Here is a 13149-nt window from a genome sequence, read left to right on the forward strand (position 1 = left end):
CCAATCACATCAGAACGCCTCGTCGAAGGTCACACTCCCCTCCACCGCCACCTGGTAGGCCGAAACGCGCCGCTCGAAGAAGTTGGCCAGCTCCTGCACGTCCTGCAGCTCCATGAACGCGAACGGGTTGGCCGTGCCGTACCGGCGGGAGAAACCGAGCCGGGCCAGCCGCTGGTCGGCGACGTACTCCAGGTACTGCCGCATCTGGCCGGCGCTCATGCCGGGCATGCCGTCGCCGCACAGGTCGCGGGCGAAGGCCAGCTCGCAGGCCACGGCCTCCTCCAGCATCTGGACGACCTGGCCCTCCAGCTCGTCGTCGAAGAGCGAGGGCTCCTCGGCGCGCACGGTGTCCACGACGCTGAAGGCGAACTCCATGTGCATGGACTCGTCGCGGAACACCCAGTTCGTGCCGGTGGCCAGGCCGCCCAGCAGGCCGCGGGAGCGGAACCAGTAGACGTAGGCGAAGGCGCCGTAGAAGAACAGCCCCTCGATGCAGGCGGCGAAGCAGATGAGGTTGAGCAGGAACGCCCGCCGGTCCTCGGCGCTGTTCAGCCGCCGCACCCCGAACAGCGAGTCGATCCACTTGAAGCAGAACTCGGCCTTGTCCCGGATGGAGGGGATGTGCTCGACGGCGGCGAAGGCCTTGGCCCGCTCCTCGGGATCCGGCAGGTAGGTGTCCAGCAGGGTCAGGTAGAACTGGACGTGCACCGCCTCCTCGAACAGCTGCCGTGACAGGTACAGCCGCGCCTCCGGCGCGTTGACGTGCTGGTAGAGGTTGAGCACCAGGTTGTTGGCCACGATCGAGTCGCCGGTGGCGAAGAAGGCCACCAGCCGGTTGATCAGGTGCCGCTCCTGCGCGCTCAGCTTCGGCAGGTCCGCCAGGTCGGAGTGGAGGTCGACCTCCTCCACCGTCCAGGTGTTGCGGATGGCCGCCCGGTAGCGCTCGTAGAAGTCGGGGTAGCGCATCGGGCGGAGGGTCAGGTCCATTCCGGGGTCGAGCAGCATCACTGGCACGCCTCACACGTCTCGGGGTTCTCCAGGGAGCAGGCCGCGGCCGGTACGGCTGCCGCCGCTGTCGTCTGCACGGTGGCCTGCACGGTGGCCTGCACGGTCGTCTGCGCGATCCGCGTCGCGGGACGCGAGCGCAGGTAGTAGGTGGTCTTCAGGCCCTTCTTCCAGGCGTACAGGTACATCGACGAGAGCTTGCCGATGGTCGGGCTGGCCATGAACAGGTTGAGGGACTGGGACTGGTCGATGTACGGCATGCGCGCCGCGGCCAGGTCGATGAGCGCCTTCTGCGGCAGCTCCCAGGCCGTGCGGTAGAGCACCTTGAGGTCCTCGGGGATGCCCGGGATGTCCTGCACCGACCCGTCGGCCCGCTTGATCGCGTCGCGCATCCGCGGGGTCCACAGCCCGCGCGCCTGCAGATCGGCCACCAGGTAGCGGTTGACCTGCAGGAACTCCCCCGACAGGGTCTCGCGCTTGAAGACGTTGGACACCTGCGGCTCGATGCACTCGTAGCAGCCCGCGATGGACGCGATCGTGGCCGTGGGCGCGATGGCGATCATGAGGGAGTTCCGCAGCCCGGTGCGGGCGATCTTCTCGCGCAGCCCCTCCGGCACCGGGGCGCCGAAGTGGTCGGGGTGCAGCACGCCCCCCGCGGCGCGCGTGTCCTCGTAGGAGGGGTGCCGCCCGCGCTCGACGGCCAGGTCGGCGGAGGTGTCGTAGGCGGCCCACATGATCTCGGCCGCGATCCTCGTGGACAGCTCCAGTGCCTCGGGCGAGTCGAAGGGCAGCCGGAGGGCGAAGAACACGTCGGCCAGGCCCATGACGCCCAGCCCGATCGGCCGCCAGCGCCTGTTGGCGGCCTCCGCCTCCGGCGTCGGGTAGAAACCCAGGTCGATGGTCCGGTCCAGGAAGCGCACGGCGGTGCGGACGGTCCGGCGCAGCCTGGCCCAGTCCAGGCCGGTGGCATCGAGGTGGGCGGCCAGGTTGACCGAGCCGAGGTTGCACACGGCGGTCTCGGCGTCGCTGGTCACCTCCAGGATCTCGGTGCACAGGTTGGACAGGTGGATGACGTTTTCCGGCCGGGCGGTCTGGTTGGAGGCGCGGTTGGCGGCGTCCTTGAAGGTCATCCAGCCGTTGCCGGTCTGGGCGAGGGTGCGCATCATCCGGCCGTAGAGGGTGCGGGCCGGGATGGTCCGTACGGCCAGGCCCGCCGCCTCGGCCTCGCGGTAGGCGCGGTCGAAGGCCTCGCCGTACAGGTCGGTGAGGTGGGGCACGGTCTTGGGGTCGAACAGCGACCAGTCGGCGCCGGCCTCCACCCGGCGCATGAACTCGTCCGGCACCCAGTTGGCCAGGTTGAGGTTGTGGGTGCGGCGGGCCTCCTCGCCGGTGTTGTCGCGCAGCTCCAGGAACTCCTCGATGTCGGCGTGCCAGGTCTCCAGGTACACGCACGCCGCGCCCTTGCGCCGGCCGCCCTGGTTGACCGCCGCGACGGAGGCGTCGAGCGTGCGCAGCCAGGGCACGATGCCGTTGGAGTGGCCGTTGGTGCCGCGGATGAGCGAGCCGCGGGAGCGCACCCGGGTCCAGGAGATGCCGATGCCCCCGGCGTACTTCGACAGCCTGGCGACCTGCCCGTAGCGCTCGTAGATGGCCTCCAGCTCGTCGCGCGGGGAGTCCAGCAGGAAGCACGACGACAGCTGCGGGCGCCGCGCCCCTGAGTTGAACAGCGTGGGCGAGGAGGGCAGGTAGGCCAGCGTGGACATGAGCCGGTACAGCTCGGCGGCCTCCGCCACGGTCTGCGACAGGCCGCAGGCGACGCGCAGGAAGAAGTGCTGGGGCCGCTCCAGCACGGCCCGGCTGACGGGGTGGCGCAGCAGGTAGCGGTCGTAGACCGTGCGCAGCCCGAAGTACTCGAACCTGTCGTCGGCCCCGGGGTCGACGAGGGCGTCCAGCTCGGCGGCGTGCGCGGCCACGAACGCGGCCAGCCGGTCCTGGACCAGCCCCTCGGCGTGGGTGGCCGCGACGGACTCGGAGAAGGTCCGCACCCCGTGGGTGGCGGCCTCCTCGGCGATCTCCTCGGCCAGCAGGCGCGCCGCGGCGCGCGAGTTGGCCGGGTCCTCGATCACCCGCGCGGCGGCCTCCTCGATGGCCAGCCTGCGGTCCCGTTCGACGGTCTGCGTCACGTGCTCTCTCCTCGCGAGCTCTGCCGCCCCCAGGGCAGGCGAGAGCACGCGGGCACGCCGCGACGCCCCCGAGCCCTCCCTCGAGGCTCCGGACAGCTGAAGTCGCCGGCAGGTCTTCGGACTCGCGGGCGTGGTGGTCTGCCTACTGGCCGTCGCTTCCCAGATGCGCATCCAGTGCTTCGTGACGGCGGTCGTTCCCGCTCACCGCTGCGGGGCAGTCCCGGACTCGCACCGGGTTCCCTTTTGCTCCGCCCCCTGAGGGGCGAACCAGCGACGATCAGGATCCTACATCTAGTGGCCGTTTCCGCAACCGACCCCACAACTTGTGCTGTGCGTGTCGAGCAGGCCGAGATCCCGCAGCACGTGGCGGGTGCGTCCGAGCTCCGAGGCCAGCCACCGGGCGAAGTCCCCGCCCGCCAGCGGCATCGGCTTCCAGCCCCGGGTACGGCAGGCCTCCAGCCACTGCTCGGAGTAGGCGACCTCCTCGCAGGCTGCCACGGCGGCCAGCCGCGCCCTCTCCCCCATGTCGGGCGGGCCGAAGGCGGCGCACCACTCGCTGAAGTCCACGCGGACGCCGCACTCCCGCAGCGTCGGCGCGTCCAGGCCGGCGACGCGCTCGGCGGTGGAGACGGCCAGGACCCGCACCCTGCCCCTGTCGATGCGGGTGCGCCAGGCGGCCAGGGTCCCGGCCGCCGCGGCGACGGTGCCGGCCATCAGCGCGGCGGCGGCCTCCACGCTGGTGGAGTAGCCCGCGTAGTCCACGAGCCGGGTGTCGGCGCCCAGGCCCTGGGAGATGAGCCCGAACAGCACGTGGTCCGCCTCCCCCTGCGGGCCCCCGGCCAGCCGGATCGCGGCCGGGTCGGCGAGCAGCGCGGCCGCGAAGGCGTCGAAGCCGGCCAGCCGCGACTCGGCCGGGACGACCACGACCTCGGGCTCGCCGGTCAGCCTGGCCAGGGGCGTGGCGGCCTCCAGCAGAGGGGTGCGCTGGTTGACCTCGGCCGAGGCCACGGCCGACAGCCCCGTGACGGTGATGCGCGTCGCCGGGCCGGGGACCGCGGCCGCATGGCCGGCCGGCGGCGCCACCCGCTGCCGGAGCGCCCTGCCGTACACCTGGGCGACGGGCGCCCAGTGCTCGCCGTCGGCCACCACGGAGACATGCCCCAGGGCGGCGGTCCCGGCGGGGCCGGCCCGCCGCGACCCGCACCCCGCGGCGCTCACCGCCGCCCCCAGCCCGAGCGCCAAGAACCGCCGACGCCGCATGGCGTCCACCCCCGTGATCACGCCCCCGCAGTACTACGAAGAGTTATGCGCACATTCCAAGCAGCTACACATCCTCGTCATGATCTTCACAAGCCGGGCGTGCGATCTCGGGTCTAGTCGAAGGGGAGCACACTCGCTACCGTCCGGTTTATGGCCGATGTTGCGAAATATCCGTTCATGACCGGCCCACGGGGCGTCCCCTCCCCCGAGTACGCGCGGCGTCGTGAGCGCGATCCGCTCTCCCGGGTCCAGCTGCCCAGCGGCGACGAGGTGTACCTGACCACCACCTACGAGGACGCGCTGATGGTCCTCACCGACCCGCGCTTCTCCCGCGACCTGAGCGCCCCCGGCTCGCCGCGCATGTACCGCGGGTTCACCCTCGCCGAGGCGCCGGGCGGCCTGATCAGCCAGGATCCGCCCGAGCACACCCGGATGCGCCGCCTGCTGTCGTCGACCTTCACCCCCCGCCAGGTGAACCAGTGGCGGCCCCGGCTGCGCGAGCTGACCGCCGAACTGCTCGACGCCCTGCCGGAGGAGTTCGACTTCGTCACGGGCTTCGCCTTCCCGCTGCCCGTCCAGGTGATCTGCGACGTCATGGGCGTGCCGGGCATCGACTTCGGCCGCGTCCGCGCCTGGTCGGACGCCATGCTGTCGACCTCCGCCCTGCCGGAGGAGGACAAGCTCAAGGCCGCCGCGGAGTTCTACGACTACTGCGCCGGACTGGTCGCCGAGCACCGCGGGAACCCGCGCGACGGCCTGCTCGCCACCATGCTCAGGGCGCGCGACGGCGAGGACCGGCTCACCGAGGAGGAGCTGGTGCGCACGGTCCTCGGCCTGTTCGTGGCCGGGCACGAGACCACCGGCTCGGTGCTGTCGCGCGCCGCCCTGCGGCTGCTGGACCCGCGGGACGGCTACGCGAGCCTGGTGGCCTCACCCGAGCTGATCCCCGGGGCGGTCGAGGAGCTGCTGCGGCTGGACCAGCCCGGCGAGAGCCCGCTGATCAGGCTCGCCACCGAGGACGTGGAGCTGCCCTCGGGCACGGTCAGGAAGGGCGAGGGCGTCATCGCCTCCTTCATCGGGGCGAACTTCGACCCGGCGGTGTTCCCCGACCCCGAGGCCATGGTCCTGGACCGCGAGGCCCGCCACCTGTCCTTCGGGCAGGGCCCGCACTACTGCCTGGGCGCGAACCTGGCGAGGATGGAGATGCAGGAGATCCTCGGCGTGCTCGTCGCCCGCGCGCCGGACCTCACGCTGGCCCAACCGGCGCACGAGGTGCCGTGGACCAGCGGAAGCCTCGTCAACCGCCCCGTCAGCCTGTGGGTGCGCAGGTCCGCTACTCGACCGTGACGCTCTTGGCGAGGTTGCGCGGCTTGTCCACGTCCCGCCCGAGCGCCACCGCGGCGTGGTAGGCCAGCAGCTGCAGCGGGACGGTCAGCAGGATGGGGTCCAGCTCGATCTCGTTCTTGGGCACCACGATCACGTCGTCGGCCAGGCCGGCCTCCGGCTCGCGGTGTCCCACCATGAGCACCCGGCCGCCGCGGGCGTGGATCTCGCCCAGCGTCGTGAGGTTCTTGTCGAGCAGCTCGTCGTCCGGGACGATCGCCACGGTCGGCATCTCCGGGCCGATCAGCGCCAGCGGCCCGTGCTTGAGCTCGCTGGCCGGGTAGGCCTCGGCGTGGATGTAGGAGATCTCCTTGAGCTTCTGTGCGCCCTCCCGGGCCACCGGGTAGCCGCGGACCCGGCCGACGAACATGATGCTGGGGTAGGTCGCGTACTTGCGAGCCAGCTCGGCGATCCTGTCGCCCTGCTTGAGGATCTCCTCGATCTGGGCGGGCAGCCTGCGCAGCCCCTCGCAGATGCGCCGCCCGTCGGCCGGCGACAGGTCGTGCACGCGGCCGAAGTGCAGGGCGATGAGGGCGAAGGCCACGGCCGTGGAGGTGAAGGCCTTGGTGGAGGCCACCGACACCTCCGGCCCGGCGTGCAGGTAGACGCCGCCGTCCACCTCGCGGGCGATGGCGCTGCCGACCGCGTTGACGATGCCGATGACGCGGCCGCCCTTGCGCTTGATCTCCTGGACGGCGGCCAGTGTGTCGTAGGTCTCCCCCGACTGGCTGATGGCCACGTAGAGGGTGTCGGGGTCGATGACCGGGTTGCGGTAGCGGAATTCCGAGGCGGGCTCGGCGTCGGCGGGGATGCGGGCCAGCTCCTCGATGAGCTGCGCGCCGATCTGGCCGGAGTAGTAGGCCGAACCGCAGCCGATGATCTTCACGCGGCGGAAGGACCTGGTCTCGCGCGGATCCATGTTGAGCCCGCCGAGGTGGGAGACGTGGAAGCGGTCGTCGATGCGCCCGGACAGGGTCCGCGCCACCGTGTCGGGCTGCTCGGAGATCTCCTTGAGCAGGTAGTGCTCGTAGCCGCCGGTGTCGAAGTGGCCGGCGTCCCAGTCGACGGTCAGCGGCTCCTTGGCGGTCTCCCGCGCGTCGCTGGAGAAGGTGTTGAAGCCGTCGGCCTTGATGACCGCCAGCTCGCCGTCCTCGAGGTGGACGACCTGGCGGGTGTAGCGGATCATGGCGGCCACGTCGGAGGCGGCGAACATCTCCTTCTCGCCGATGCCCAGCACGATGGGGCTGCCGTTGCGGGCGACGACGATCTCGCCGGGCCGCTCGGCGTCGATCACGGCGATGCCGTAGGTGCCGACCACCCGCTTGAGCGCGAGCCGTACGGCCTCCTCCAGCGAGGCGGTCTCCTTGACGGTGGCGGCGATGAGGTGGGCCAGCACCTCGGTGTCGGTCTCCGACACGAACCGCACCCCGTCGGCCTGGAGCCTGCCGCGCAGCTCGTTGGCGTTCTCAATGATGCCGTTGTGCACGACCGCGATGCGCTCGTCGGCCGACAGGTGCGGGTGCGCGTTCACGTCGCTGGGCGCGCCGTGGGTGGCCCACCGGGTGTGGCCGATGCCCACCTTGCCCTTGAAGCTCGCCGGCACGGTCTGCGCCAGGTCCGCCACCCGGCCTTTGCACTTGCGGACCTTCAGGCCCTTGTTCGACACCACGATGCCGGCCGAGTCATAGCCGCGGTACTCCAGCCGCTGCATGCCTTCGAGCAGGATCGGGGCGGCGTCCTTGGGCCCCACGTACGCGACGATTCCGCACATGTGGTCTTCTCCTCATCCGTAAACGATCCGGCGCAGCTGCCGCAGCGTCAGCGGCGGGGCCGCGACCCGGCGCGCCGGCAGTTCCGCGGCGATCCTGGGGAAGATCTCGTCGTTGGTGAGCCCGCGAGCCTTGAGCTCGCGGTGCCGCCGCCTGACGAACTCCTCCACCGGCTCGGAGAAGTACGCCAGCACGTCGGCCACCACGCGCGCCGCCTCGCCCGGGCCGAGCGGGCTCGTCCGGGTGAGGTGCGCGATGAGGTCCTCGTGGGGATGCACGACGAGGACCGTACCCATGCGGAGGCACTCCAGCCAATATCCTGCCCGAAATCGGGCAAGAATTGGGAACCATCGCAGGCTTGATCGTCTCGGATGAACCGTCCACAGCCGGGCATGGTTACAGTATGGAGTTAATCAGTCGCGCTTCGTGGGGGTCAGCCATGCCGTACTGGATCGTCACCCTGCTCGCCGCCCTGATGGCCCCCCTCGGCCTGGCCGCCCCGGGCGAGCAGCCGGGCCGGCAGGGCGACTTCCGCAGGGCGGCGGCGGAGTACGGCGTGCCGGAGAGCGTACTGCTGGCGGTGTCCTACCTGCAGTCGCGGTGGGACGCCAACGCCGGGCTGCCCAGCGCGGCCGGCGGCTACGGGCCCATGCACCTGGTCGACGCGGCGGCCGTGCGGGCGGAGGAGGACCGGCGCGGCGACGAGGGCAGGCCGCTGCGCGCCGTGCCGCACGTGCCCGACACCCTGCGCGAGGCGGCGCGCCTGACCGGGCTGCCGCCCGAGCGGCTGCGCGCCGACCCGGCCGCCAACATCCGGGGCGGCGCGGCCCTGCTGGCCGCCTACCGTGCGGGCGGGAGCTGGCACGAGGCGGCCGCCCGCTACGGCGGGTCCGAGGCGTTCGCCGACGAGGTGATCGAGATCATGCGGACGGGCGCGCAGCGCGTCACCGACGACGGCCATCCCGTACGGCTCGCCGCCCACCCGGGCCTGGCCGCGCCGCAGCGGCCGCCGGCGCGCGCCGCCCGCCAGGCGGAATGCCCGCAGACGCTCAGCTGCCAGTGGCTGCCCGCCGCCCACGCCCGCTTCGGCAGGGGCGACTACGGCAACCACGACCGGGTGCGGGGCCGCCGGTGGATCGACTACATCGTCCTGCACGACATGGAGGGAACCTGGGGCGGCGTCCCCGCCATGGTCCGCGACCCCCGGTACGTCAGCTGGCACTACACCATCCGCTCCCGCGACGGGCACGTCGCCCAGCACGTGCGGACCCGCGACATCGCCTGGCACGCCGGCAACTGGTACGTCAACACGCGCTCGATCGGCATCGAGCAGGAGGGCTACCTGGCCAAGGGCGCGGCCTGGTACACCGAGGCGATGTACCGCTCGGCAGCCCGGCTGGTGCGCTACCTGGCCGACCGCTACGACATCCCGCTGGACCGCGACCACATCCTGGGCCACGACAACGTGCCGGGCCCCACGGCCAGAGAGCTGTCGGGGATGCACAACGACCCGGGGCCGTTCTGGGACTGGGCGCGCCTGTTCGCCCTCATGGAGGCGCCGCTGCCGGGGCCGGGCGAGGAGGGCGCGCTGGCGGCGGACGAGGGCGGCTCGGTGCTCGTCAACCCCGACTTCCAGGGGAACGCCCAGCCGTACACCGGCTGCGCGCGCAAGACCCCCTGCCGGCCGCAGGGCTCCTCGGCCGTGTGGCTGCGCACCGCCCCGCGACCCGACGCGCCGCTGGTCGACGACCCCGGCCGCCGCGGGCCCTCCACCGCGAGCGTCTACGACCACGGGGCCAGGGCCTCCGCCGGGCAACGCTACGCCGTGGCCGGCCGGGAGGCCGAGTGGACGGCGATCTGGTACCTGGGCCGCAAGGCGTGGTTCCACAACCCGCCGGAGGCGCCGGCCGCCGTGCCGGCCTCGGGTCCGCTGGTGACGCCGGTGCGCGACAACGTGCCGGTGTACGGCCGGGCCTACCCGGAGCGGGCGGCCTACCGGGGCAGGGCGCCCTACCAGCCGCTGTCGGCTCTGCCGTACCGGCTGGACAGGGGGCAGGCCTACGCGCTCGGCCTGACCGTGCGCGGGTCCTTCTACGCGGCCCGTTCGCCGGACCCGGCGCGGCACGTCCACGTCCGCGGCCGGACGGAGTACCACCAGATCCAGCTCGGGCACCGCATGGCCTTCGTCAGGGCCGCCGATGTGGACGTGATTCCATGAATTCGCGCGCCGCGGGCCCCTGGATGGGCGCATGCACTCCGTGGAGACGATAAAGTTTCCTCGTGGCCCGCGAACGGCGGGCGACGCGGAAGTGGCTCAGGGGTAGAGCATCACCTTGCCAAGGTGAGGGTCGCGGGTTCGAATCCCGTCTTCCGCTCGGAGCGCAAGACTCCTGGTGGAGTGGCCGAGAGGCGAGGCAGCGGCCTGCAAAGCCGTCTACACGGGTTCAAATCCCGTCTCCACCTCGGTGCTGGATGGCGGACCCGGCAGGATCCGCTAAAGTAGTGCACACGCCAAGCGGAAGTGGCTCAGGGGTAGAGCATCACCTTGCCAAGGTGAGGGTCGCGGGTTCGAATCCCGTCTTCCGCTCTCTGGACGATTAGCTCAGCGGGAGAGCGCTTCCCTGACACGGAAGAGGTCACTGGTTCAATCCCAGTATCGTCCACCAGGTTTTGAGCTTCTAACGCAACCACCGCAGAGCCGCGTCGGCGCAGTCCTCGGGGCTGCTGTTGAAGGCGATGGCGGCATCGGGCGCGTGCTGCCGGACCAGATTGACCACCTTCTCGAAGAGCTCGAGCAACGGCTCGTACGTGCGGATGCCGCCACCGATCACCACGCAGGCGTAGTCCTTGCGGGTCAGCGCCTCCACGATCGCTTCCTCGGGGTTCTCGTCGAGTGCCACCAGGCACCAGTCGGCCTCGATGCCGTGATCGTCGAAACGGGCCCGGCCGCGGGCTATCGCCGCCTGCACCGGCTCCGGATCCCAGCCCTGGATCTTGGCGGGGTCGAGACCGATGACCAGTACTCGTGCCACTGTCACGCGCCCTCCTCCTCGCGGAACGTTTCGATGCCGGCGCCCTGGTCCATCGTCATTGTCGATCTCCTCCAGTTCGTCACCGGTGTCCCGGTAGCGGCGGTGTCCCGGTAGCGGCGTGACCATGGTTCGCCGCCCGGAACACCGCCATGAGCACTTGGACAACAGCGGCCGCCCGGATCCCAGGCTGGATCGACGAGACGAACCGAACGCGGTGTCATGCTCAGGTTCAACCGGTCACCCGCTTGACGCCAGAGGGGTCGACGAGGAGGAAGCCGTTGCTCCGACGGCACCGTCCCGGCGCCTGGAGGAACATCGGGTCCTCCCGATGCCAGACCCCGATCCCGGTGAACCGGTCGCCATCCAGCAAGTCCCCCACGCCGGGCAGCGAGACACCGCGGTGGACGCCGGTGTGGAGCGGGGCCGTGCCTTGGGGCCAGATCGGCACCACGACGCCGCTGCCGGTGTCCACGGCCAGGCAGGAGTCATTGCTGATCCATTTCACCTGCCCGGTGAAGGGTCTGTGGCCGTCCTCCCGTGGGTCGTGTATGAGGATCTGGGGGTCGCTGCCGACCATGCAGACGGCGCCAGGGCAAGTTGTGGAGGTGGATGGGGCAGCCGCGGGAGAGGAGTCAGCTGCGCAGCCCCCTGAGACAGCGACGCCGACCAGGGGGACGCCAGTGGTGATCGCTGACTTCATCGGAGCCTCCGGCGATGAAGGGAAAGGCTGAGCCGGGCCGCTGTTGCGGCCGAGCGGGAGCTTGGCGAGCGGTTCGCGCGCCGCGAGGTCACCATGAAGGCGGTCACGCCGTTCTGGGGGTGATACCGGAACCACGTCGGCCGCGTCGGGACGGTTCGCAGCGCCTTGTGAAGGGACTTCTGGGCTTTCGAAGATCGGCCTCAGAGTAGCCCAGGGTGCCGTATCGCAACACCAGAATCGGTCCGAATCCGGCCCTTGTCACACCACACTCGTTGATGGAGCACATGCTCAGCTCGTGGTCTATGTCGCGAGTCTGGGGCTTCTTCCTGTCGGTAGTTGATCGCCGTTGTCAGCACCCTGGGCCGACGTTGTGCTGACCCTTGCATGACCTCACCTTGACCAAAGCCGTTGACGCTTCCTCGATCTGCGGTCAGGCTCGCGAGTGTGCAAGGAATCGCAAGCCCCAAACAAGGGAGAGCCTCATGGCGCTAGCGTTCTACGGCAAGGACCCGAGCAATCCAGGCAATAACTGTCCGGCCGTCTTCCGGGACCCCATCACAGGGGACTTCTACTTTCAGGGCGAGACCGTGACAGACCCGGAGATACTGGCGATGGTCGCGGCGAACAGCCCGATCCTGGACAGCGAGTCAGTCGTGCGCCTCCCCGCACGCATGATCGAGATCATCATGGAGGCATGCCGTGGCGGACTTCAACGAACTCCTGGCAACGTGTGAGCGCACCGCCTTCAAACTGGAGATGCGTGACCAGTACATGCTGGATGCCCCCGGCTACAAGGCTTGGGAGGCCGGAGACCTGGCCGAAGCCGTTCGGCACTATTCCGACTTCACTGAGACCGCTCGGGCGGCAGTAGCGCGCGGCGTTGCCATACGCCGGGTTCGTATCATCTCCGAACCGGTGAGCACCTACATCAGGTTCGAGTACGAGGTGACGCCAGGGGTCAATCTCTCCGCTGGAGAGGTGATCAGATGGTTGCCCAGGCGCTTGGCCTCAGATCTGGCCCTGCCTGGGAACGACGTCTGGGTCTTCGATGGCCGAGTGGTGCAATTCTGCCACTTTGCAGGGGATGGCACCTGGGTCGCCAACGACGAAAGTGAGGACCCGGCTACGGTAAGTCTCTGCACGACCGCGTTCGCGGCGGCTTGGGAACGAGCCATAGACCACGCGGAGTATCGAATCTGATCACCAAAACCCCGCACGACGTGGCACCGTAGATCATGGCTTCCCCGTACTCGGCCAGCTCCAGCGCTCAGGCAGCACGGCAGGCACTTGCATCCAAGCTTCGAGAGCTTCGCCTCGACGCGAACCTCACCGCCCGAGCGCTGGCAGCCAAGGCAGGCTGGCATGAGGCCAAGACCTCACGAATCGAACATGGTAAGAAGCAGCCCTCAGAAAGTGATCTAGCCGCCTGGGTAGAGGCGTGCGGGGTTCCCGGCCTGCTTCCCGAACTGATCGCGGAACTCCGTGCCGTAGATACCGCCTGGTTGGACTGGCGGCGGGCGGAGAAGTCTGGGCTGACGCGGCTAAACGTCGCGGTCCGGGAGTTGTATGAGCGGACGAAGCTCTATCGGTCCTACTGCCAGGATGTCATCCCCGGCCTGCTCCAAACGGCTGGATACACCACCGCCACCCTGGAGGCCATCCGCGATACCAGGCGTGTTCCTGTCGATGATGTCGCTGAGGCAGTTGCCGAACGGATGGCGCGTCAACACATCCTCTACGAGGGCAACCATCGCTTTGTGTTCATCCTGGAAGTGAACCACTCCGACTTTCGTGGAGGCCCTGAAGCCAGCATCATC

At 70.1% G+C, this 13149-nt stretch carries 12 protein-coding genes, 4 tRNA genes and 1 riboswitch; of the genes, 9 read left to right on the forward strand and 7 right to left on the reverse strand.

Annotated elements, in window-relative coordinates; all coding sequences use genetic code 11:
- Positions 1-9: 9 nt before the first annotated feature.
- From BSB02_RS08425 to BSB02_RS08435, 3 genes are all read right to left on the reverse strand, one after another.
- A complete protein-coding gene (locus tag BSB02_RS08425) occupies positions 10-1005 on the reverse strand; it encodes a ribonucleotide-diphosphate reductase subunit beta (RefSeq protein WP_084958116.1) in 996 nt (331 codons plus the stop codon).
- A complete protein-coding gene (locus BSB02_RS08430) occupies positions 1005-3188 on the reverse strand; it encodes a ribonucleoside-diphosphate reductase subunit alpha (RefSeq protein WP_206184573.1) in 2184 nt (727 codons plus the stop codon). Before BSB02_RS08430 ends, BSB02_RS08425 begins: the two co-directional genes overlap by 1 nt.
- 90 nt (positions 3189-3278) lie before the next feature.
- Positions 3279-3476: riboswitch (cobalamin riboswitch) on the reverse strand.
- 3 nt (positions 3477-3479) lie between these two features.
- Complete coding sequence (locus tag BSB02_RS08435) at positions 3480-4469, reverse strand: tripartite tricarboxylate transporter substrate-binding protein (RefSeq protein ID WP_084958117.1); 990 nt, start codon at positions 4467-4469, stop codon at positions 3480-3482.
- 156 nt (positions 4470-4625) lie between these two features.
- On the opposite strand from BSB02_RS08435, the gene BSB02_RS08440 reads away from it, so the two are divergent.
- Positions 4626-5795 (forward strand): cytochrome P450, encoded by a 1170-nt coding sequence (locus BSB02_RS08440; RefSeq protein ID WP_158088584.1) that lies wholly within the window; start codon positions 4626-4628, stop codon positions 5793-5795.
- On the opposite strand, the gene glmS is transcribed toward BSB02_RS08440, so the two are convergent.
- Positions 5782-7602, reverse strand: a complete 1821-nt coding sequence (gene glmS / locus BSB02_RS08445) for a glutamine--fructose-6-phosphate transaminase (isomerizing) (protein WP_084958119.1) — start codon at positions 7600-7602, stop codon at positions 5782-5784. The genes BSB02_RS08440 and glmS overlap by 14 nt on opposite strands.
- A 12-nt stretch (positions 7603-7614) precedes the next feature.
- Entirely contained in the window at positions 7615-7896 is a 282-nt protein-coding gene (locus BSB02_RS08450; protein ID WP_084958120.1) for a hypothetical protein, read from the reverse strand.
- Between the two features lie 143 nt (positions 7897-8039).
- Between BSB02_RS08450 and BSB02_RS08455 the strand changes: the two genes are divergently transcribed.
- The 5 genes from BSB02_RS08455 (at position 8040) to BSB02_RS08475 (ending at position 10266) form a co-directional block, all read left to right on the forward strand.
- Entirely contained in the window at positions 8040-9818 is a 1779-nt protein-coding gene (locus tag BSB02_RS08455; RefSeq protein ID WP_084958121.1) for an N-acetylmuramoyl-L-alanine amidase, read from the forward strand.
- Positions 9819-9903: 85 nt separating this feature from the next.
- Positions 9904-9975: transfer RNA gene (locus tag BSB02_RS08460), tRNA-Gly, on the forward strand.
- Positions 9976-9992: 17 nt separating this feature from the next.
- Positions 9993-10063: transfer RNA gene (locus tag BSB02_RS08465), tRNA-Cys, on the forward strand.
- Positions 10064-10115: 52 nt separating this feature from the next.
- Positions 10116-10187 (forward strand) — tRNA-Gly (locus tag BSB02_RS08470).
- Positions 10188-10191: 4 nt separating this feature from the next.
- A tRNA-Val gene (locus BSB02_RS08475) sits at positions 10192-10266 on the forward strand.
- Between the two features lie 12 nt (positions 10267-10278).
- Here the strand turns inward: BSB02_RS08475 and BSB02_RS08480 are convergent.
- Together BSB02_RS08480 and BSB02_RS08485 are read right to left on the reverse strand one after the other, a co-directional pair.
- Positions 10279-10638, reverse strand: coding sequence for a hypothetical protein (locus BSB02_RS08480; protein ID WP_084958122.1), 360 nt, complete (start codon positions 10636-10638; stop codon positions 10279-10281).
- Between the two features lie 223 nt (positions 10639-10861).
- Positions 10862-11137 carry a hypothetical protein gene (locus BSB02_RS08485; RefSeq protein ID WP_143590383.1) on the reverse strand — a complete coding sequence of 92 codons (276 nt, stop codon included), beginning with the start codon at positions 11135-11137 and terminating at the stop codon, positions 10862-10864.
- 677 nt (positions 11138-11814) lie between these two features.
- On the opposite strand from BSB02_RS08485, the gene BSB02_RS08490 reads away from it, so the two are divergent.
- From BSB02_RS08490 to BSB02_RS08500, 3 genes are all read left to right on the forward strand, one after another.
- The gene (locus tag BSB02_RS08490; protein WP_084958124.1) at positions 11815-12066 is read left to right on the forward strand and encodes a hypothetical protein; all 252 of its coding nucleotides are present in this window, start codon (positions 11815-11817) and stop codon (positions 12064-12066) included.
- Positions 12032-12532: a DUF6879 family protein gene (locus tag BSB02_RS08495; RefSeq protein WP_240506275.1), complete on the forward strand. Its 501-nt coding sequence runs from the start codon at positions 12032-12034 to the stop codon at positions 12530-12532. The genes BSB02_RS08490 and BSB02_RS08495 overlap by 35 nt, the downstream gene beginning before the upstream one ends.
- 35 nt (positions 12533-12567) lie before the next feature.
- Positions 12568-13149, forward strand: a 582-nt coding sequence (locus BSB02_RS08500; protein ID WP_084958160.1) for a Scr1 family TA system antitoxin-like transcriptional regulator, incomplete at its 3' end; no start/stop codon positions are given.

It is taken from the genome of Thermoactinospora rubra (genome assembly GCF_002093975.1).
GTDB lineage: Bacteria > Actinomycetota > Actinomycetes > Streptosporangiales > Streptosporangiaceae > Nonomuraea > Nonomuraea rubra_A.